This is a genomic window from Alkalibacterium psychrotolerans, assembly GCF_054784355.1.
Window position 1 is genome coordinate 48,947 of record NZ_BAAGPH010000006.1, and the last position, 18,203, is coordinate 67,149.

Annotated in this window: 32 protein-coding genes; all 32 read left to right on the forward strand. The window is 42.2% G+C overall.

The genetic code is table 11. The features are described from left to right. The first annotated feature begins 325 nt into the window (after nt 1-325). A complete protein-coding gene (gene rpsJ, locus ACYVLS_RS01330; RefSeq protein ID WP_228588849.1) occupies nt 326-634 on the forward strand; it encodes a 30S ribosomal protein S10 in 309 nt (102 codons plus the stop codon). Between the two features lie 39 nt (nt 635-673). Beyond that, a complete protein-coding gene (gene rplC, locus ACYVLS_RS01335) occupies nt 674-1,309 on the forward strand; it encodes a 50S ribosomal protein L3 (protein WP_460320371.1) in 636 nt (211 codons plus the stop codon). Between the two features lie 26 nt (nt 1,310-1,335). Beyond that, nucleotides 1,336-1,959, forward strand: a complete 624-nt coding sequence (rplD, locus tag ACYVLS_RS01340) for a 50S ribosomal protein L4 (RefSeq protein WP_460320374.1) — start codon at nt 1,336-1,338, stop codon at nt 1,957-1,959. After that, nucleotides 1,959-2,249, forward strand: a complete 291-nt coding sequence (gene rplW / locus ACYVLS_RS01345; protein ID WP_460320377.1) for a 50S ribosomal protein L23 — start codon at nt 1,959-1,961, stop codon at nt 2,247-2,249. The genes rplD and rplW overlap by 1 nt, the downstream gene beginning before the upstream one ends. A 39-nt stretch (nt 2,250-2,288) precedes the next feature. Continuing rightward, a complete protein-coding gene (rplB, locus tag ACYVLS_RS01350) occupies nt 2,289-3,122 on the forward strand; it encodes a 50S ribosomal protein L2 (protein ID WP_460320379.1) in 834 nt (277 codons plus the stop codon). A 65-nt stretch (nt 3,123-3,187) separates the two neighbouring features. Next, nucleotides 3,188-3,463, forward strand: a complete 276-nt coding sequence (gene rpsS, locus ACYVLS_RS01355; RefSeq protein WP_228588854.1) for a 30S ribosomal protein S19 — start codon at nt 3,188-3,190, stop codon at nt 3,461-3,463. A gap of 21 nt (nt 3,464-3,484) precedes the next feature. Further along, on the forward strand, nt 3,485-3,841 hold the full coding sequence (gene rplV, locus ACYVLS_RS01360; RefSeq protein ID WP_091635965.1) for a 50S ribosomal protein L22: 357 nt from the start codon (nt 3,485-3,487) through the stop codon (nt 3,839-3,841). 3 nt (nt 3,842-3,844) lie between these two features. Beyond that, nucleotides 3,845-4,501: a 30S ribosomal protein S3 gene (rpsC, locus tag ACYVLS_RS01365; RefSeq protein ID WP_460320383.1), complete on the forward strand. Its 657-nt coding sequence runs from the start codon at nt 3,845-3,847 to the stop codon at nt 4,499-4,501. A gap of 2 nt (nt 4,502-4,503) precedes the next feature. Next, the gene (gene rplP, locus ACYVLS_RS01370; protein WP_228588857.1) at nt 4,504-4,935 is read left to right on the forward strand and encodes a 50S ribosomal protein L16; all 432 of its coding nucleotides are present in this window, start codon (nt 4,504-4,506) and stop codon (nt 4,933-4,935) included. Continuing rightward, nucleotides 4,925-5,116, forward strand: coding sequence for a 50S ribosomal protein L29 (gene rpmC / locus ACYVLS_RS01375; RefSeq protein ID WP_460320386.1), 192 nt, complete (start codon nt 4,925-4,927; stop codon nt 5,114-5,116). Before rplP ends, rpmC begins: the two co-directional genes overlap by 11 nt. A gap of 41 nt (nt 5,117-5,157) precedes the next feature. Next, the gene (rpsQ, locus tag ACYVLS_RS01380) at nt 5,158-5,421 is read left to right on the forward strand and encodes a 30S ribosomal protein S17 (protein ID WP_460320388.1); all 264 of its coding nucleotides are present in this window, start codon (nt 5,158-5,160) and stop codon (nt 5,419-5,421) included. Between the two features lie 83 nt (nt 5,422-5,504). After that, nucleotides 5,505-5,873 carry a 50S ribosomal protein L14 gene (rplN, locus tag ACYVLS_RS01385; protein ID WP_228588860.1) on the forward strand — a complete coding sequence of 123 codons (369 nt, stop codon included), beginning with the start codon at nt 5,505-5,507 and terminating at the stop codon, nt 5,871-5,873. A 34-nt stretch (nt 5,874-5,907) separates the two neighbouring features. Then, nucleotides 5,908-6,213: a 50S ribosomal protein L24 gene (rplX, locus tag ACYVLS_RS01390; RefSeq protein ID WP_228588861.1), complete on the forward strand. Its 306-nt coding sequence runs from the start codon at nt 5,908-5,910 to the stop codon at nt 6,211-6,213. Nucleotides 6,214-6,242: 29 nt separating this feature from the next. Continuing rightward, nucleotides 6,243-6,782, forward strand: coding sequence for a 50S ribosomal protein L5 (rplE, locus tag ACYVLS_RS01395; RefSeq protein WP_460320392.1), 540 nt, complete (start codon nt 6,243-6,245; stop codon nt 6,780-6,782). 33 nt (nt 6,783-6,815) lie between these two features. Beyond that, nucleotides 6,816-7,001: a type Z 30S ribosomal protein S14 gene (locus tag ACYVLS_RS01400; protein ID WP_228588863.1), complete on the forward strand. Its 186-nt coding sequence runs from the start codon at nt 6,816-6,818 to the stop codon at nt 6,999-7,001. 119 nt (nt 7,002-7,120) lie between these two features. Beyond that, on the forward strand, nt 7,121-7,519 hold the full coding sequence (rpsH, locus tag ACYVLS_RS01405) for a 30S ribosomal protein S8 (protein WP_228588864.1): 399 nt from the start codon (nt 7,121-7,123) through the stop codon (nt 7,517-7,519). A 31-nt stretch (nt 7,520-7,550) separates the two neighbouring features. Beyond that, complete coding sequence (gene rplF / locus ACYVLS_RS01410; protein WP_460320396.1) at nt 7,551-8,087, forward strand: 50S ribosomal protein L6; 537 nt, start codon at nt 7,551-7,553, stop codon at nt 8,085-8,087. Between the two features lie 100 nt (nt 8,088-8,187). Beyond that, nucleotides 8,188-8,553 carry a 50S ribosomal protein L18 gene (gene rplR / locus ACYVLS_RS01415; protein WP_460320476.1) on the forward strand — a complete coding sequence of 122 codons (366 nt, stop codon included), beginning with the start codon at nt 8,188-8,190 and terminating at the stop codon, nt 8,551-8,553. Nucleotides 8,554-8,575: 22 nt separating this feature from the next. Beyond that, the gene (rpsE, locus tag ACYVLS_RS01420; RefSeq protein ID WP_228588867.1) at nt 8,576-9,079 is read left to right on the forward strand and encodes a 30S ribosomal protein S5; all 504 of its coding nucleotides are present in this window, start codon (nt 8,576-8,578) and stop codon (nt 9,077-9,079) included. 14 nt (nt 9,080-9,093) lie between these two features. Next, entirely contained in the window at nt 9,094-9,273 is a 180-nt protein-coding gene (gene rpmD / locus ACYVLS_RS01425) for a 50S ribosomal protein L30 (RefSeq protein ID WP_228588868.1), read from the forward strand. Nucleotides 9,274-9,310: 37 nt separating this feature from the next. Beyond that, nucleotides 9,311-9,751, forward strand: a complete 441-nt coding sequence (rplO, locus tag ACYVLS_RS01430; protein WP_460320399.1) for a 50S ribosomal protein L15 — start codon at nt 9,311-9,313, stop codon at nt 9,749-9,751. A gap of 2 nt (nt 9,752-9,753) precedes the next feature. Next, a complete protein-coding gene (gene secY / locus ACYVLS_RS01435) occupies nt 9,754-11,052 on the forward strand; it encodes a preprotein translocase subunit SecY (RefSeq protein ID WP_460320401.1) in 1,299 nt (432 codons plus the stop codon). Nucleotides 11,053-11,167: 115 nt separating this feature from the next. Continuing rightward, complete coding sequence (locus ACYVLS_RS01440) at nt 11,168-11,812, forward strand: adenylate kinase (RefSeq protein WP_460320479.1); 645 nt, start codon at nt 11,168-11,170, stop codon at nt 11,810-11,812. Nucleotides 11,813-11,984: 172 nt separating this feature from the next. After that, entirely contained in the window at nt 11,985-12,203 is a 219-nt protein-coding gene (gene infA, locus ACYVLS_RS01445) for a translation initiation factor IF-1 (RefSeq protein ID WP_034299926.1), read from the forward strand. 35 nt (nt 12,204-12,238) lie between these two features. Beyond that, the gene (rpmJ, locus tag ACYVLS_RS01450; protein WP_034299928.1) at nt 12,239-12,352 is read left to right on the forward strand and encodes a 50S ribosomal protein L36; all 114 of its coding nucleotides are present in this window, start codon (nt 12,239-12,241) and stop codon (nt 12,350-12,352) included. Nucleotides 12,353-12,373: 21 nt separating this feature from the next. Next, entirely contained in the window at nt 12,374-12,739 is a 366-nt protein-coding gene (gene rpsM / locus ACYVLS_RS01455; RefSeq protein ID WP_228588872.1) for a 30S ribosomal protein S13, read from the forward strand. Between the two features lie 29 nt (nt 12,740-12,768). After that, a complete protein-coding gene (gene rpsK, locus ACYVLS_RS01460; RefSeq protein ID WP_091481939.1) occupies nt 12,769-13,167 on the forward strand; it encodes a 30S ribosomal protein S11 in 399 nt (132 codons plus the stop codon). Between the two features lie 63 nt (nt 13,168-13,230). Continuing rightward, complete coding sequence (locus ACYVLS_RS01465; protein ID WP_460320405.1) at nt 13,231-14,175, forward strand: DNA-directed RNA polymerase subunit alpha; 945 nt, start codon at nt 13,231-13,233, stop codon at nt 14,173-14,175. Nucleotides 14,176-14,276: 101 nt separating this feature from the next. Continuing rightward, nucleotides 14,277-14,693 carry a 50S ribosomal protein L17 gene (gene rplQ / locus ACYVLS_RS01470; RefSeq protein WP_460320407.1) on the forward strand — a complete coding sequence of 139 codons (417 nt, stop codon included), beginning with the start codon at nt 14,277-14,279 and terminating at the stop codon, nt 14,691-14,693. Nucleotides 14,694-15,425: 732 nt separating this feature from the next. Further along, entirely contained in the window at nt 15,426-16,265 is an 840-nt protein-coding gene (locus tag ACYVLS_RS01475; protein ID WP_460320410.1) for an energy-coupling factor ABC transporter ATP-binding protein, read from the forward strand. Then, nucleotides 16,241-17,116, forward strand: coding sequence for an energy-coupling factor ABC transporter ATP-binding protein (locus tag ACYVLS_RS01480; protein ID WP_460320412.1), 876 nt, complete (start codon nt 16,241-16,243; stop codon nt 17,114-17,116). The genes ACYVLS_RS01475 and ACYVLS_RS01480 overlap by 25 nt, the downstream gene beginning before the upstream one ends. Further along, nucleotides 17,113-17,910: an energy-coupling factor transporter transmembrane component T family protein gene (locus tag ACYVLS_RS01485; RefSeq protein ID WP_460320414.1), complete on the forward strand. Its 798-nt coding sequence runs from the start codon at nt 17,113-17,115 to the stop codon at nt 17,908-17,910. The genes ACYVLS_RS01480 and ACYVLS_RS01485 overlap by 4 nt, the downstream gene beginning before the upstream one ends. The last annotated feature ends 293 nt before the right edge of the window (nt 17,911-18,203 follow it).

Here is an 18,203-nt window from a genome sequence, read left to right on the forward strand (position 1 = left end):
CCAGTCGAATACACTATAATTGTAAAAGTTGGTCATCAAGTCCTGCAGAGAACACGAAATGTCTGAAAAAACTCAATTAATTCAAGAAAAACACTTGATATTGAGCTGTGTTGTCTGTATACTTGTATAGGTGTCTGTGAGAGAAGCTGTTTCAGCGAATCTATCAAACCTGTGTAACGATAGTTATGTTGGGGGGGCATCAATCATAGAACCACGGCTAGGAAGCGAGAGGTTACGACACACCCGGATGCATTGCCATGGAGGGATGTTGAAAATTTTCGTGGAGCTAGGTTTATTTCTTAAATAAGCGAAGGAGGGAAAAATCATGGCAAATCAAAAAATTCGTATTCGACTAAAAGCTTACGAGCATCGAGTACTAGATCAATCAGCTGATAAAATTGTGGAAACGGCAAAAAGAACTGGGGCAAACGTATCTGGTCCAATCCCATTGCCAACTGAACGTAAACTTTACACAGTTATCCGTTCACCGCACAAATACAAAGATTCACGTGAGCAATTTGAAATGCGCACACACAAACGTCTTGTAGATATTCTAAATCCTACACCAAAGACTGTTGATGCGTTGACTAAACTTGACTTACCATCAGGCGTAGATATCGAAATTAAACTATAAAACAGAACATAACAAAATTATTATAACGGAGGTGTAATCATGACCAAAGGAATCTTAGGAAAAAAAGTCGGAATGACTCAAATCTTCAGCGAAACAGGTGAATTAGTTCCTGTAACAGTTGTTGAAGTGAAACCTAACGTTGTTTTACAAGTTAAAACAATGGAAACGGACGGTTATAACGCTGTTCAATTAGGTATCGAAGATAAACGTGAAGTTTTATCTAACAAACCGGCACAAGGTCATGTTAAAAAAGCTAACACGGCTCCTAAGCGCTTCATTAAAGAATTCAGAGATGCAGAGCTTGGGGACGTAGAAGTTGGAAACGAAGTATTAGTAGACACATTTGCAGAAGGCGATATCGTCGATGTAACAGGAACGTCTAAAGGTAAAGGATTCCAGGGTGTTATTAAACGACACAACCAGAGCCGCGGACCTGAAACACATGGTTCACGTTACCACCGTCGTCCTGGTTCAATGGGTATGGCTACTCATCCAGGTCGTGTATTCAAAGGTAAAAAATTAGCTGGACGTATGGGTGGCGAGCAAGTCACTGTACAGAATCTTGAAATCGTTCGTGTTGATACTGACCGTAACGTTTTACTGATCAAAGGTAACGTACCTGGATCTAAGAAATCACTCGTTCAAATTAAAACTGCAGAAAAAGCAGACAAGTAATAGATTAGGAAGGGAGGACTAGCAGAATGCCAACTGTAACGTTATTTAAACAAGACGGAACGCAAAATGGCGATGTAACATTAAATGATGCAATCTTTGGTATCGAACCAAACGAAAGTGTTGTTTTTGATGCAATCACTATGCAACGCGCTTCTTTAAGACAAGGAACACACGCAGTAAAAAACCGTAGCGCAGTACGCGGCGGAGGACGCAAACCATGGCGTCAAAAAGGAACAGGACGTGCTCGTCAAGGGTCAATCCGTTCACCACAATGGCGTGGAGGAGGAACAGTCTTTGGACCAACACCTCGTTCTTACGCATACAAACTACCTAAGAAGGTTCGTCGCTTAGCGATTAAATCTGTTTTATCTACTAAAGTAGCAGATGAAGAGATTATCGTAGTAGACGGCTTGAACTTCGACTCACCAAAAACTAAAGAGTTCAGAGCGGTACTAAATAACTTAGATGTTAATAGAAAAGCTTTGGTTGTCTTAGAAGATGACAATGAATTTGCAAAACTATCTGCACGTAACATTCCTGGAGTTAAAGTTGTAGCTCCTAACAATGTATCTGTGCTGGATGTTGTTGCGCATGACAAACTCATCTTGACGAAGGCTGCTCTGGAAAAAGTAGAGGAGGCTCTTCAATAATGGATGCACGTGACGTAATCAAACGCCCGATCATCACAGAAGCTTCTATGTATGCTATGGACGACAAAAAGTATACCTTTGAAGTGGATGTTCGTGCTAAAAAACCACTAATCAAAAAGTCTGTTGAACAGATTTTCGACGTAAAAGTTGATAAAGTTAACGTAATCAACACAGCGCCTAAACCTAAGCGTATGGGACGTTATGAAGGACACACTAAAAAACGTCGTAAAGCGATTGTTACTTTAACAGCAGATTCAAATGATATTAAATTATTCGGAGACGAAGAATAATCAAATAAACTGAAACTAGTATTATAAGGAGGGAATCACGTGGCGATTAGAAAGTATAAAGCAACCACAAACGGACGTCGTAACATGTCAGGGTCTGATTTTGCTGAAATCACATCAACAACACCAGAAAAAAGTTTGTTGAGACCAAACCCTAAACGTGCTGGACGTAACAATGCTGGTAAAATCACTGTCCGTCATCAAGGCGGCGGCCACAAACACAAATATCGTGTGATTGATTTCAAACGTCAAAAAGATGGCGTTCGCGGTATCGTTAAAACTGTAGAATATGATCCAAACCGTTCTGCTAACATTTCATTGATTCAATATGAAGACGGAACAAAAACGTATATTCTTGCACCTAAAGGACTTAAAGTAGGAACTGACATCTACTCAGGTCCAGAATCGGATATCCAAGTAGGTAATGCATTACCATTAGCAAACATTCCTGTTGGTACGTTCGTTCACAACATTGAACTGAAACCTGGTAAAGGCGGACAACTGGTTCGTTCTGCTGGAGCTTCTGCTCAAGTATTAGGTAAAGAAGGCAAATACGCATTGGTTCGTTTAAGCTCAGGCGAAAGCCGTCTTATCCTGCAAAGCTGCCGTGCAACGGTTGGTACTGTAGGAAATGAACAGCACGAACTAATTAACATTGGTAAAGCTGGACGTAGCCGCTGGTTAGGCAAGCGCCCAACTGTTCGTGGTTCTGTAATGAACCCTAACGATCACCCACACGGTGGTGGTGAAGGTAAAGCGCCAATCGGACGCCCAAGCCCAATGTCACCATGGGGTAAACCAACTCTTGGTAAGAAAACCCGTAAAGGTAAGAACCGTTCAGATAAACTTATTGTACGTCGTCGTAAAAAGAAATAATTAACTGACGCACACACTGAAAGCTAAAGATATTAAGGGGACAGACCCCAAAAGGAGGGCAATACATGAGCCGTAGTTTGAAAAAGGGACCTTTCGTCGACGATCACCTGATGAAAAAAGTTCGTGAAATGGATGATGACAACAAGCGTGTAATTAAAACATGGTCACGTCGTTCAACTATTTTCCCTAACTTTGTAGGTCACACCATTGCCGTATATGATGGAAGAAAACACGTGCCAGTCTATGTTCAAGAAGACATGGTTGGACACAAACTAGGTGAGTTTGCACCAACAAGAACGTACCGCGGACACGGAAAAGACGACCGCACAACTAGACGTTAATAGCGAAGGGAGGATACATTCATGGCAGAAACAGTAACAGCAGCTAAAGCAACTGCTCGCATGGTTCGAATCGCACCACGTAAAACACGTATGGTCGTTGATACCATTAGAGGGAAAAGTGCTGCAGAAGCTATTTCTATCCTTCGCTTCACTAACAGAGGAGCAGCGGAAGCGGTAGAAAAAGTTTTAATGTCAGCAATTGCAAATGCTGAACACAATTACGATATGGATATTGAAGAATTAGTCGTAAGCGAAGCCTATGTAAATGAAGGAGCAACCTTGAAAAGGTTCCGCCCTCGTGCAAAAGGTGCAGCTTCACGTATAAACAAACGAACAAGCCACATTACAGTAGTGGTATCAGAGAAGAAGGAGGGGTAATCAATGGGACAGAAAATAAATCCTCATGGACTGCGTGTTGGCGTAATCCACGATTGGGACGCTAAATGGTACGCAGAAAAAGACTTTGCAGAAAAACTACATGAAGATATTGCTGTTCGTGAGTACATTGCTAAAAAACTAAGTGATGCCTCCGTTTCTCGAGTAGAAATTGAACGTGCAGCAAACAGAGTAAACGTATCTATTCACACTGCTAAGCCAGGTATGGTTATTGGTAAAGGTGGTTCTGAAGTAGATGCACTAAGAAATGGTTTAAACAACCTGACTAACAAGAGAGTACACGTAAACATCGTGGAAATTAAGAAACCTGATCTGGATGCTACTTTAGTAGCTAAAAGTATCGCTGATCAATTAGAAAACCGTATTTCTTTCCGTCGTGCACAGAAACAGGCAATCCAGCGCGCTATGCGTATGGGAGCTAAAGGTATCCGCACAATGGTAGCCGGTCGACTAAACGGAGCAGACATTGCTCGTAGCGAAAGCTTTTCAGAAGGGACAGTTCCTTTGCATACTCTTCGTGCAGACATCGATTACGCTAACGAAGAAGCCGACACTACTTACGGTAAACTCGGAATTAAAGTATGGATCTACAAAGGAGAAGTTCTTCCTGAGAAAATTGAAGACAAGAAAGGAGGGAAATAATCATGTTAGTACCAAAACGTGTAAAGCACCGTCGTGAATTCCGTGGAAAAATGCGCGGAGAAGCTAAAGGTGGTAAAGAATTAGCTTATGGTCAATATGGTTTGCAAGCTGTTGATTCAGTATGGATCACAAGCAGACAAATCGAATCAGCTCGTATAGCGATGACTCGTTATATGAAGCGTGGTGGGAAAGTATGGATTAAAATTTTCCCTCATAAACCAGTGACAGCTAAAGCAATTGGTGTTCGTATGGGTAAAGGTAAAGGCGCACCTGAAAGCTGGGTAGCACCCGTTAAACGTGGTAAAATCATGTTTGAAATCGGTGGCGTATCTGACGAAGTCGCTCGCGAAGCATTGCGTTTAGCTTCACACAAACTACCCGTTAGAACTCGGATAGTAACTCGTGAAGAAAGTGGTGACTCAAATGAAGGCTAGTGAATTAAAAGGCTTATCCACTACTGAATTGATAGAAAAAGAAGCAGAATTTAAAGAAGAGCTATTTAACTTACGCTTTCAATTAGCTACTGGACAATTGGAAAACACCGCTCGTATTGGAGAGGTTCGTAAGAACATCGCACGCGTTAAAACTGTTTTGCGTCAAGCACAAACAGCGTAGTTTAGCGAGAGTGCAATAGCTTAATCAAAGGAGGCTAAAAAATGGCTGAACGTAACGACCGTAAGGTTTATCAGGGTAAAGTTGTTTCTGACAAAATGGATAAAACCATCGTTGTAGAAATCGCAACGCAAAAACAGCACCGTAAATACAAGAAACTTTTAAAGTATTCAACTAAATTCAAAGCACATGATGAAAATAACACAGCTAAAACAGGCGACGTTGTTAGAATCATGGAAACTCGTCCATTGTCTAAGGATAAACGATTCCGTTTATTAGAAGTGGTAGAAGAGGCAATCGTTCTTTAATAGAACAAGAAATTACCGCTTGGCGGTATGAAAGACAGCGAGAAGCAAAAGCTTCATCGTGAGTTTGAAAGGAGGATCCTAACGTGATTCAAACAGAAAGTCGTATGAAAGTCGCTGACAACTCTGGTGCACGTGAAGTGCTTGTCATTAAAGTATTAGGTGGCGCAGGCCGTCGTTATGCTAACATCGGTGACGAAGTTGTCGTAACAGTTAAAAACGCTACACCAGGAGGCGTTGTTAAAAAAGGTGACGTTGCTCGCGCAGTAATCGTTCGCTCAAAATCTGGTGCGAGACGCCCAGACGGATCTTATATTAAATTTGACGAAAACGCATGTGTAATTATTCGTGAAGACAAAGCACCACGTGGAACACGTATCTTCGGACCAGTTGCTCGTGAATTACGTGAAAATGACTTTATGAGAATTGTTTCGTTAGCTCCGGAAGTTTTATAATTCCGATATACGTCATAAGGAGGTGCGCTAGAGAATGTTTGTTAAAACAGGAGATAAAGTAAGAATTATTGCCGGTAAAGATAAAGGCCAAGAAGGAACTGTCTTGAAAGCAATGCCTAAACAAAACAAAGTAATCGTTGAAGGACTCAACATCATGAAGAAACATACCCGTCCTACTGGTATGGGACAAGAAGGCGGAATTGTTGAAACAGAAGCACCAATTCAAGTTTCTAATGTCCAGTTGATTGATCCTAAAACAAATGAACCTACTCGTGTAGGATACAAGATTGAAGATGGCAAGAAAGTTCGCTACGCTAAAAAATCTGGCGAAGCACTTTAATACAAAGTAGGAAAGGAGGGCATTCATAAATGACACGCCTTAAAGAAAAGTATAATAATGATGTACGTCCAACATTAGTTGAAAAATTTGAGTACACTTCACCAATGCAGGCACCAAAAGTTGACAAGATTGTTATCAACATGGGTGTTGGAGAAGCTGTTTCAAACACTAAAAACTTAGATAAAGCTGTAGAAGAATTAACATTGATTTCTGGACAAAAACCAGTTGTAACTCGTGCGAAGCGTTCAATCGCCGGCTTCCGTTTACGTGAAGGTATGCCAATCGGTACTAAAGTTACTTTACGTGGAGACCGCATGTATGATTTCTTAGATAAATTAGTTACTGTTTCATTACCTCGTGTACGTGATTTCCGTGGAGTGAGCAAAAACGCATTTGACGGACGTGGAAACTACACGTTAGGAGTTAAAGAGCAGCTAATTTTCCCTGAAGTTGACTATGATGATGTTGACAAAGTACGCGGGATGGATATCGTTATTGTCACAACTGCTGACACAGACGAAGAAGCTCGTGAATTACTCGGACAATTGGGAATGCCGTTCCAGAAATAACCTAAACTACCTATTAGGAGGGTAATATTAGAAATGGCTAAAAAAGCAATGATAGAAAAAAACAAAAAACCAGCCAAGTTTTCGACTCGTGAGTATACCCGCTGTGAACGTTGTGGACGCCCACACTCCGTATACAAAAAATTTAAATTATGCCGTATCTGCTTGCGTGAGCTAGCATATAAAGGTCAAATTCCTGGAATGAGAAAAGCAAGCTGGTAATCTTCCGGAATATATGCTGGGCAATATGACTTCTCGTTTAACTTCTTTTAAAGAAAACAAATGGAAGACAGCCGAGCAAAACTGAATGAGAAAACTTGCCGTAAAGGAGGCTACAACGAATGGTCATGACAGATCCAATCGCAGACTTTTTAACTCGTATCCGTAACGCAAACAACGCGCGTCATACGAAAGTGGAAATTCCTGCTTCTAACTTAAAAAAAGATATGGCCGATATCCTGAAATCAGAAGGTTTCGTTAAGGATGTTGAATTCGTGGAAGATGACAAACAAGGCATCGTCCGCATTTTCTTGAAATATGGTCAGAACAACGAACGTGTAATCACTGGAGTGAGACGTATCTCTAAACCAGGTTTACGTGTTTACGCTAACGCTGAAGAAATGCCAAAAGTGTTGAACGGTCTAGGAATTGCCCTAGTATCCACTTCACAAGGTGTTGTAACAGATAAAGTAGCGCGTGCTAAAAATATTGGAGGAGAAGTCCTCGCATACGTTTGGTAATCAGTAACAAAGATGAAGGAGGTGCCGGACTTTGAGCCGTATCGGAAATAAACTAATCACTATCCCAGAAGGTGTAGATGTAAATCTAGACGGAAACGTGATTACTGTTAAAGGTAAAAACGGAGAATTAACACGTGAATTAAGCCCAGTTATCGATGTAAACATTGATGGCAACGAAATGACTTTCTCACGTCCAAATGACTCTAAAGCTAGCCGTACTATCCACGGAACAACTCGTGCTGTTGTAAACAACATGGTTGAAGGTGTTTCAGTCGGATTTGAAAAAGTACTGGAATTAAATGGTGTTGGTTACCGTGCACAATTGCAGGGAAACAAGTTAGTATTAAACGTTGGTCTTTCTCACCAGGTTGAATTTGATCAGGTTGAAGGCTTAACTGTTGAAGTACCAAAAAACACTGTTATTTCTATTAAAGGTGCAAACAAAGAAAAAGTTGGCGCATTAGCAGCTAACATCCGTGCCGTACGCCCACCTGAGCCTTACAAAGGTAAAGGAATTCGCTACAGAGGCGAAAACGTACGCCGTAAAGAAGGTAAAACAGGTAAATAATCGTATAGAGTGGAACAGAAAAGCTATTAGCTTCACGTTCTGCTTGCGGCTTTACCAGTTAACCGGATAATCTCTGATAAAGAGAATCTTGAATAAAGAGGTGACAATTGTGATTTCAAAACCAGATAAAAATAAATTACGCAAAAAAAGACAAAAACGTATTCGCAGAAATCTTTCTGGTACTGCTGAGCGCCCACGTTTGAACGTATTCCGTTCGAATAAAAACATCTATGCTCAAGTAATTGATGACTTAGAGGGTGTAACGCTCGCAAGTGCATCTTCCTTAGATACTGACGTTTCAGGTGATTCGAAAGTTGAAGAAGCTGCTGCAGTAGGCGCTTTAGTTGCTAAACGCGCGAAAGAAAAAGATATTACGGAAGTAGTATTTGATCGTGGCGGATATCAGTACCACGGCCGCGTACAAGCACTAGCTGACGCAGCACGTGAAAACGGACTAAAATTCTAAAGAAAAGGAGGAGTTACAGTACATGTCAACTCATATTGATGCATCTAAATTAGATCTTGAAGATCGCGTAGTTGAGATTAACCGAGTTACTAAGGTTGTTAAAGGTGGACGTCGTCTACGTTTTGCTGCTTTAGTAGTTGTAGGGGATCGAAACGGACACGTTGGATTCGGTACAGGTAAAGCACAAGAAGTTCCTGAAGCAATCCGTAAAGCGATTGAAGCAGCTAAAACTAATCTTGTGGAAGTACCTATGGTTGGAACTACTCTTCCACACCAAGTTATCGGACGCCACGGCGGCGGTAACATCATCTTGAAACCAGCTGTAGCCGGTTCTGGAGTTTCTGCTGGAGGCCCAGTTCGTGCGGTTCTTGAATTAGCTGGCGTACAAGACGTATCATCAAAATCTGTCGGTTCAAGTTCACCTATCAACATGATTCGTGCAACAGTCGATGGAATTGGACAACTAAAACGCGCTGAAGACGTAGCTAAACTGCGTGGGAAATCTGTAGAAGAATTACTTGGATAAGGAGAGATGACACAATGGCAAACTTGGAAATTACTTTAAAGCGTAGTTTGATTGGTCGTCCTGTAAAGCAACAGCAAGTAGTTCAGTCATTAGGTCTTAAAAAAACCCACAGTACTGTGGTTAGACCAGATAACGACTATACAAGAGGCGCAATTAAACATATCGCTCATTTAATCGATGTTAAAGAAGTTTAATGAGTACAGAGTCTAACTAAAGGAGGTGCCAGGATTTATGAAACTTCATGAATTAAAACCTGCAGAAGGATCTCGTAAGACACGCAACCGTGTGGGTCGAGGAGCGTCTTCTGGTAACGGTAAAACATCCGGTCGTGGTCAAAAAGGACAAAAAGCGCGTTCAGGCGGAGGAGTACGTTTAGGTTTCGAAGGTGGACAAACTCCATTATTCCAAACTCTACCAAAACGTGGATTCACTAACTTCAACCGTAAAGAGTTCGCAATTGTCAACTTAGACACATTGAACCGTTTCGAAGAAGGAACAGAAGTTACTCCAGAACTACTTGTAGAATCAGGAGTAATCAAGAACGAAAAATCCGGGATTAAAGTTTTGGCGAAAGGAAACGTCGATCACAAATTATCTGTGAAAGCACACAAGTTTTCTGCTTCAGCTAAAGAAGCGATCGAAGCTGCCGGTGGATCAGTAGAGGTGATCTAAGGATGATCGAACTGATTAAAGGCGCAATTAAAGAGAAAGATGTTCGTAGCCGTGTTCTATTCACACTGGGTATCCTGATTGTCTTCCGTTTAGGAACACACATCACCGTGCCTGGTGTTAATGCACAAGCTTTAACAGAATTATCAGATACTGGCCTATTTAATCTTTTGGACACATTCGGTGGTGGTGCCCTGGGGAGTTACTCAGTTTTCGCTTTAGGTGTTTCACCATACATTACATCCTCTATCGTTGTACAGCTTCTGCAAATGGACGTTCTTCCGAAATTCAAGGAATGGTCCGAGCAGGGTGAAGTAGGACGAAAGAAATTAAATCAGGCAACGCGCTATTTAACGATTGTACTGGCTTTTTTCCAGGCAATCGGTATCTCTTACGGGTTTAATGCATTAACTGGACTTGGATTGGTAAGAAATCCCGGACCAGCAACGTATGTGACGATTGCAATTATCCTGACTGCAGGAACCATGCTGGTTATGTGGTTAGGTGAAATGATTACTGTGAATGGTTTTGGTAACGGAACATCCTTTATCATCTTTTCCGGTATCGTTGCACGTATCCCGCAGGATGTACAACAATTTTACAACACTCAGATCCGTAATGCAGGTGACGAAATCGTCAGCGCATGGGCTCTGACAGCGGCTATTATAGTCGTGTTTGTATTATTGGTATTACTGGTCACTTATATGGAAAATGCAAAGCGTAATATACCAGTGCGTTATTCTAAACGTGCAAGCACATCGAAAGACAGTGCTGTATTGCCTTTAAAAGTGAACTCAGCTGGAGTAATCCCAGTTATCTTCGCCAGTTCGTTTCTTATGACTCCACAAATCATTCTCGGTTACTTTGCTCAAGGTAATCAGGATGCCGCTTGGTTCCAGACATTGAATAGTATTTTCAATTTACAGGAACCACTTGGAGCAGCGCTTTACACGATTCTTATTGTTCTGTTTACATTCTTCTACGCCTTTATTCAGGTTAACCCTGAAAAAGCGGCAGAGAATCTGCAGAAACAAAACGGATATATACCAAGTGTAAGACCTGGACGAGCAACTGAAGAATACATTGGTTACATGCTTATTCGTTTAAGCACAGTGGGAGCGATTTATTTAGGAACGATTTCATTGCTTCCGATTATAGCTTCTGCTTTATTCAATCTTCCTGGTTCGATCGCACTAGGCGGAACAAGTTTACTCATCGTAGTTGGTGTGGCACTTGATTCTATGCGTCAGCTTGAAGGATTATTAAGTAAGAAGAGTTATCAGGGTTTCATTCAGCGCACTTAAGGTAACGCATTGAAATAGACGATTTGCCCGTTATAGCAAGATGATTTGTGTTGGGTGAATCGATCTTTTTCACGTTACGGCTGATGAGACGCTTTACAACTAAGGAGGAAGAATGATGAATCTAATCCTACTCGGTCTGCCGGGAGCAGGAAAAGGGACTCAAGCAGCAAAGATAGCATCTAAGTATTCTATCCCGCATATTTCCACTGGCGATATGTTCAGAGCTGCAATGAAGAACAAAACCACTCTAGGTCTTGAAGCGAAAAAGTATATGGATGCCGGCGAACTCGTCCCTGACGAAGTAACCAACGGTATTGTAAAAGAGCGTCTGCAGCAAAGCGACGCGAAAAGAGGATTCCTGTTAGATGGATACCCTCGCACATTGAATCAGGCTCAGGCACTTCAGCAGGCATTGGCCTCTTCTAATAGAAGAATCCAGCACGTTCTGTACATCAAAGTACCGAAAGAGATTTTGATGGAACGCCTAACCGGACGATTCATGTGTTCAAACTGTGGCGCGACGTATCACAAGACTATGAATCCACCAAAAGTGGAAGGCACTTGTGACAAATGCGGAGCACACGATTTTTATCAGCGTGAAGACGACAAGCCGGAAACGGTTGAAAATCGTATCAACGTTAACGAAGAACAGACAGAAATACTTGCAAAGCACTATGCAGAGTATGATTTAGTTCGTGAGATCGATGGCGAGCAAAGTCCGAAAGAAGTATTTCAAGACATTGTGGACCTATTAAACTAGAGCAGTCCGATGTTTTTAATGAATCCTTGCAATGATTGTGTGCGCGTGGTATAATAGTACGAGCGCCAAAATAATGGTGTTTGAATCAATTATAACCAGCCAACGTAGTGAGAATACTCTTTCTCGCTATTTCGTGCGTACAGAAGTGAGATATCAAAGGAGGAAACCAGGCGTGGCAAAAGACGATGTTATAGAGATTGAAGGAACCGTTCTAGAAACATTACCAAACGCGATGTTCAAAGTTGAACTCGAAAACGGACATGAAATTCTAGCACACGTTTCTGGCAAAATTCGTATGAATTACATCCGGATTCTGCCTGGGGATAAGGTAACGGTTGAAATGTCTCCATATGATTTAACTCGTGGGCGCATTACGTATCGATTTAAATAAACTTAGGACTCCGAAGACTCAAGGAGGGAAAGTTCATGAAAGTAAGACCATCAGTCAAAAAAATGTGTGACAAATGCAAAGTGATTCGTCGTAACGGCCGTGTAATGGTTATTTGCGAAAATCCAAAGCATAAACAACGTCAAGGATAATAATACAGGAGGTGTAAATACATGGCTCGTATAGCAGGTGTAGACATTCCACGTGATAAACATGTGGTCATTTCACTAACATACATCTATGGAATCGGTAAAACAACAGCTCAGAAAGTTTTAGAAGCAGCTGGCGTACCTGAAGAAACTCGCGTACGTGAACTTACAAACGATCAATTAGATACCATCCGTGCTGAAGTCGATAAGCTTAAAGTTGAAGGTGACCTTCGTCGTGAAGTTAACCAGAACATCAAGCGTCTAATCGAAATTGGATCATACCGTGGCATCCGTCACCGTCGTGGTTTACCAGTACGTGGACAAAACACTAAAAACAATGCGCGTACGCGTAAAGGCAAAGCAGTCGCTATTGCTGGTAAGAAAAAATAATCACCAAAAGTTAGGAGGTTAATCTTCGAATGGCTAAAGCAAAAAGACCCGCTCGTAATCGTAAACGTAGAGTGAAGAAGAATATTGAACACGGAATAGCACATATCCGTTCAACATTCAACAATACTATTGTAATGATAACTGATGTACATGGGAATGCAATTTCATGGTCTTCAGCAGGTTCATTGGGATTCAGAGGTTCTCGTAAATCTACTCCCTTTGCTGCACAAATGGCTGCAGAAGCTGCTGCTAAAGGCGGAATGGAAAATGGCATGAAATCAGTTGAGGTCACTGTTAAAGGACCTGGATCTGGCCGTGAAGCTGCAATACGTTCACTTCAAGCAACTGGATTGGAAGTAACTGCAATTCGTGACGTAACACCGGTACCACATAACGGATGCCGTCCTCCAAAACGTCGTCGCGTATAATATTAAAAGATGTCGTTTTAGGATAGCGTGGACTAAACGTTTTGAAAGGGGTAAACGGACTATATGATCGAAATTGAGAAGCCGGTAATAGAAACAGTTGAGATCAGTGAAGATGGGAAATTCGGCAAATTTGTCGTAGAACCTCTTGAACGAGGATATGGGACTACACTAGGGAACTCCCTGCGTCGTATCTTACTATCATCTTTACCAGGTGCTGCCGTCACAAATTTACAAATTGATGGCGTTTTGCATGAATTCACTGCGATCGATGGAGTCGTCGAAGACGTCACTGCCATCATTTTGAATTTAAAACAACTCGCACTCAAGTTGTATTCTGAAGAAACAAAAACCATTGAAATAGATGTAGAAGGACCAGCTACTGTTACAGCAGCTGATATCATTTTTGACAGTGATGTTGAAATTATGAACCCTGATCTCTATATTTGTACTGTCTCTGAAGGTGGACACTTGCATGCACGCATGGAAGCCCACAAAGGCAGAGGATATGTACGTGCTGAACACAACAAACACGATGATATGCCAATTGGTGTATTGCCGGTTGATTCGATTTATACCCCAATCAGCCGAGTAAACTACCATGTTGAAAATACACGTGTTGGAGAAAAAGAACAGTACGACAAGTTAACGCTTGATGTATGGACAGATGGTTCTATCTCTCCGGAAGACGGTGTCAGTCTAGCTGCAAAAATCATGACTGAACACTTGAACATTTTTGTCAACTTGACAGAAGAAGCCCGCGAAGCTGAAATTATGGTTGAAAAAGAAGAAACACAAATGGAGAAAATGCTTGAGATGACTATCGAAGAGCTTGATCTGTCTGTACGTTCTTACAACTGTCTGAAGCGTGCCGGTATTAACACTGTACAGGAACTGACAAATAAAACGGAACCAGAAATGATGAAAGTCCGTAACCTGGGCCGTAAATCTCTGGAAGAAGTTAAACTTAAATTGGGTGAACTTGATTTAGGCTTGCGCGATGAAGAATAAAAACTGAACGGAATACTTTAAATAGTATTTCACTACTAGAGTCACTGTCATGATGATCATGCAGGACTTGTAATCTTTTAGTTAAGGGAGGATTTCGACGAATGGGTTATCGTAAACTAGGACGAGTAACTTCACAACGTAAAGCGATGCTTCGTGATTTGACATCTGATCTAATCATCAACGAACGTATTATTACTACTGTGACTCGTGCAAAAGAAACGTCTAAACTTGCCGATAAAATGATCACTTTAGGTAAACGTGGAGATTTGCATGCTCGTCGTCAAGCTGCTGCTTTTGTCCGTAACGAACTGGCAACTGTATCAGAAACTGAAGACGAAATCGTAGTACAAACTGTATTACAAAAATTATTTGATGATTTAGCACCTCGTTTTGCAGACCGTAAAGGTGGATACACTCGTGTATTGAAGACAGAACCTCGTCGTGGAGACGGCGCACCAATGGCTGTATTAGAGTTTGTTGAATCAGCAGAAGTTGCTGAAGAATCAGACGCTGAATAATTAAATAATCGATGAATTAGCATCAACCAAATCACTTTTGGATGTATGATGAGCGTTACGATGATGGATAATATTCCAAGTGTCTAGCTCAGTTTCTCTCGGGGGTATCCCCGGGAGGAGCGCATATATCGTAAAGTGTTTTTTTGTATGCAGAGGTAGCTTAATGTGTGATAAGAGATTATAGCTGGTTTCTTAGTAAGTGAAGGCATTTGACCAACTCAGGGTCTTTTAGTGGCATAAACTATGATTAAAGGGCGGTTAATCGTCTTTCGCAGTGTTAGTTTCATATGAAAGATGATTAAATAGAGTTAATCGTTCTTTAGAAAATTATATGCCCCTGAAGAACGATTAAAGTTGTTTTAATCATGCTTTAAATGATTGTCCTAGTCTGAAGAATGATTATATAAAGAACCGGCTGTTTTCCCGTTCGCTAGGTCTCGCTATTTGGGTGTCAGTGCCTAAAAAATTGTACGAACCGCGCTGCTGTACCATTTATAGGACTAAAGTCTAAATAGACTAAGCAATACATAGTAAACTGACCCATCGCGTAGGAGTCAGGTACGCAGTGTCAGTCAGCTGTCTAAACGTGTAAAAGTCTTGTTGTAAAGGCATACAGAGAGCATTTTCTATTGTTATCTCCAGTTGTTTTTGGTAATCTTGTACTGTTGACTTGCTGTCTTGACACCTCTATGTGTGTCAGTTTAAAAGTAAAATAAAAAGTTGAGGTATATCATGTCTGAAATTATAAATGTAGAGCATATTTCTTACCGCTATGATGATGAAGACCAGCGTCCTGCGTTGAACGACGTGTCGTTTTCCATTAATCAGGGTGAGTGGGTTGCCATTATCGGTCCTAACGGATCAGGGAAATCGACTCTAGCAAAAACGATTAACGGCCTTATTGAACCGGATGCTGGCAACGTGACGGTCGGTGGGCTTGAATTAAATGAAGAACATGTCTGGTCCATTCGCGAAATGGTGGGCATGGTGTTTCAGAATCCGGACAACCAGTTTGTCGGCTCGACGGTTCAGGATGATGTAGCCTTTGGCCTGGAAAACTTGGGTATTCCCCGTGATGAAATGCTGGAACGCGTACGTATTGCCTTGGATAAAGTTAATATGCTGGAATTTGCTGAGCGCGAGCCTGCCCGTCTCTCTGGAGGTCAAAAGCAGCGCGTCGCCATTGCCGGTATTGTTGCGCTGCGCCCGCAGATTATGATTTTAGATGAAGCAACCAGTATGCTGGATCCTCAGGGACGCGAAGAAGTGCTGCGGACGGTCAAAGAAGTAAAAGAACAAGAAGGCTTATCCGTTCTGTCGATTACACACGATATCGATGAAGCAGCAGCTGCCAACCGGGTTCTGGTCATGCGAGACGGCCAGATGATTCAGGAAGGCACACCGGAGTCCATCTTTTCATATGGTGAAAAACTGGTTGAAATGGGACTGGACCTGCCATTTCCGGAGCGGCTGAAATCCTCACTAAAAAAACAGGGGATGGAAGTGCCGCATGATTATTTAACAGAAGAAGGGATGGTGGATTGGCTATGGACATACGTTTCGAAGAAGTAGGGTACACGTATCAGAAAGGTACGCCTTTTCAGAGCAAGGCACTCCATGACATCAATCTATCCATCAAGCACGGCTCATTCACTGCTCTCGTCGGTCACACAGGAAGTGGAAAGTCTACTGTGCTTCAGCATTTAAATGCGCTGAAAAAGCCGACTAGCGGACAGGTGACGATTGGTGACCGTGTCATTACTCATTTCTCAGAAGATAAGGGCTTGAAATCCTTAAGAAAAAAAGTCGGGATTGTCTTTCAGTTTCCCGAAGCTCAGCTATTTGAGGAAACAGTGGCGAAAGATATTGCCTTCGGACCAAAAAACTTTGGCGTGTCTGAAGAAGATGCGCTGGCTAAAGCAAAAGAACTCCTGCCATTGGTCGGCCTGGACGAGTCATTTATGGAACGGTCGCCATTTGACCTCTCAGGGGGCCAGATGAGACGTGTGGCGATTGCTGGGGTACTGGCACTCGAACCGGAAGTTCTTGTCTTAGACGAGCCGACAGCCGGCTTAGATCCACAAGGGCGCAAGGAGATCATGGATATGTTCTATGGTTTGTACAAAAACCAAGGATTGACGATTATCCTTGTTACGCATCAGATGGATGATGTGGCGACCTATGCTGATCATATGATTGTACTGGAACAGGGAACAGTCATGAAAGAAGGACATCCGAGAGAAATCTTTAAAGAAGCTGGCTGGTTGGCAAGCATGCAGCTAGGTGTCCCGTCGACTGTTCGTTTTGCTCATGAGCTGGAAGAAAAATTTCAGTGGACATTTGACCCGCTGCCTTTAACGACAGATGAGCTGGCGCTTCAGATGAAAGACAAGCTGGCAAGCAAGGCAGGTGAGCGCATATGATGGAGAAACTGATTTTTGGACGCTATATACCCGGTCATTCATTTATACACCAGCTCGACCCGCGAGCTAAACTGACGAGCGCCATCTGGTTTATTGTCATTATCTTTCTGGCAAATAACTGGTTAACTTATCTAGTGCTGGCACTCTTTGTCCTGACAGCCATCAAACTGTCTGCCATCAATCCGAAATTCTTTATTAATGGTGTAAAACCATTAATCTGGCTCATTCTGTTCACGGTCATTCTGCAGATACTCTTTACAAGCGGTCAGACTATCTGGTTCCGTTTTGGACCAATAGTGATTTCGCAGGAAGGTATCTTGAACGGGGTCTTCATCTTTATGCGTTTCGTGCTGATTATTTTCATGTCAACGATTTTGACTCTGACTACGATGCCGTTGTCTTTGACGGATGCCATTGAGTATCTGCTCAGACCACTGGCAGCTGTTAAAGTACCGGTGCATGAGATTGCGTTGATGCTCTCGATTGCTCTACGGTTTGTACCGACATTAATGGATGAAACCGAGAAAATCATGAATGCTCAGCGAGCAAGGGGGATTGACTTTGGTGAAGGGAATATTTACCAGCAGATGAAAGCTATTGTGCCTCTGCTGATTCCCTTGTTCGTCAGCTCATTTAACCGTGCTGAGGAACTGGCAACCGCCATGGAAGCGCGCGGCTATAAAGGGGGCGAAGGCCGGACGAAATACCGCAAACTATCCTGGGAATCACGTGATACCCTGGTGATTGCAGCGTTCGGTATTTTATCTGTCAGCCTGTTTTTCTTAAGAACCTAATGCGGAAGGATAAAGATGCGAATCTTTATCCTTTTCTTTTTTTAAGAAGGAAAATACTCGTCAGCGGACGAGTATTTACTGAACTTGTTGAAGGGGGTGGCTTTGGGTTAAAATTGAAGCGAAACGGGTTGAGTTGGAGAGCGTGATCAGCTTGAGGTTGCGGAAATTGAGGCAACTTAGGTAGACTGGAAGAGGAGACTTAGCTGAGTTTGCCAAAGTTGGGTAGTCTTTGGCAGACTCTATTGCGTCAAGTCACCCAGTTAACCGAAGTAGCCTGCTGTTTAGCAGACTCA

Coding starts and splice junctions, on each gene's coding strand:
- rpsJ (WP_228588849.1), top strand. CDS start 326: ATGGCAAATCAAAAAATTCGTATTCGACTAAAAGCTTACGAGCATCGA.
- rplC (WP_460320371.1), top strand. CDS start 674: ATGACCAAAGGAATCTTAGGAAAAAAAGTCGGAATGACTCAAATCTTC.
- rplD (WP_460320374.1), top strand. CDS start 1,336: ATGCCAACTGTAACGTTATTTAAACAAGACGGAACGCAAAATGGCGAT.
- rplW (WP_460320377.1), top strand. CDS start 1,959: ATGGATGCACGTGACGTAATCAAACGCCCGATCATCACAGAAGCTTCT.
- rpsS (WP_228588854.1), top strand. CDS start 3,188: ATGAGCCGTAGTTTGAAAAAGGGACCTTTCGTCGACGATCACCTGATG.
- rplV (WP_091635965.1), top strand. CDS start 3,485: ATGGCAGAAACAGTAACAGCAGCTAAAGCAACTGCTCGCATGGTTCGA.
- rpsC (WP_460320383.1), top strand. CDS start 3,845: ATGGGACAGAAAATAAATCCTCATGGACTGCGTGTTGGCGTAATCCAC.
- rplP (WP_228588857.1), top strand. CDS start 4,504: ATGTTAGTACCAAAACGTGTAAAGCACCGTCGTGAATTCCGTGGAAAA.
- rpmC (WP_460320386.1), top strand. CDS start 4,925: ATGAAGGCTAGTGAATTAAAAGGCTTATCCACTACTGAATTGATAGAA.
- rpsQ (WP_460320388.1), top strand. CDS start 5,158: ATGGCTGAACGTAACGACCGTAAGGTTTATCAGGGTAAAGTTGTTTCT.
- rplX (WP_228588861.1), top strand. CDS start 5,908: ATGTTTGTTAAAACAGGAGATAAAGTAAGAATTATTGCCGGTAAAGAT.
- rplE (WP_460320392.1), top strand. CDS start 6,243: ATGACACGCCTTAAAGAAAAGTATAATAATGATGTACGTCCAACATTA.
- ACYVLS_RS01400 (WP_228588863.1), top strand. CDS start 6,816: ATGGCTAAAAAAGCAATGATAGAAAAAAACAAAAAACCAGCCAAGTTT.
- rpsH (WP_228588864.1), top strand. CDS start 7,121: ATGGTCATGACAGATCCAATCGCAGACTTTTTAACTCGTATCCGTAAC.
- rpsE (WP_228588867.1), top strand. CDS start 8,576: ATGTCAACTCATATTGATGCATCTAAATTAGATCTTGAAGATCGCGTA.
- rpmD (WP_228588868.1), top strand. CDS start 9,094: ATGGCAAACTTGGAAATTACTTTAAAGCGTAGTTTGATTGGTCGTCCT.
- rplO (WP_460320399.1), top strand. CDS start 9,311: ATGAAACTTCATGAATTAAAACCTGCAGAAGGATCTCGTAAGACACGC.
- secY (WP_460320401.1), top strand. CDS start 9,754: ATGATCGAACTGATTAAAGGCGCAATTAAAGAGAAAGATGTTCGTAGC.
- ACYVLS_RS01440 (WP_460320479.1), top strand. CDS start 11,168: ATGAATCTAATCCTACTCGGTCTGCCGGGAGCAGGAAAAGGGACTCAA.
- rpmJ (WP_034299928.1), top strand. CDS start 12,239: ATGAAAGTAAGACCATCAGTCAAAAAAATGTGTGACAAATGCAAAGTG.
- rpsM (WP_228588872.1), top strand. CDS start 12,374: ATGGCTCGTATAGCAGGTGTAGACATTCCACGTGATAAACATGTGGTC.
- rpsK (WP_091481939.1), top strand. CDS start 12,769: ATGGCTAAAGCAAAAAGACCCGCTCGTAATCGTAAACGTAGAGTGAAG.
- ACYVLS_RS01465 (WP_460320405.1), top strand. CDS start 13,231: ATGATCGAAATTGAGAAGCCGGTAATAGAAACAGTTGAGATCAGTGAA.
- rplQ (WP_460320407.1), top strand. CDS start 14,277: ATGGGTTATCGTAAACTAGGACGAGTAACTTCACAACGTAAAGCGATG.
- ACYVLS_RS01475 (WP_460320410.1), top strand. CDS start 15,426: ATGTCTGAAATTATAAATGTAGAGCATATTTCTTACCGCTATGATGAT.
- ACYVLS_RS01480 (WP_460320412.1), top strand. CDS start 16,241: ATGGACATACGTTTCGAAGAAGTAGGGTACACGTATCAGAAAGGTACG.
- ACYVLS_RS01485 (WP_460320414.1), top strand. CDS start 17,113: ATGATGGAGAAACTGATTTTTGGACGCTATATACCCGGTCATTCATTT.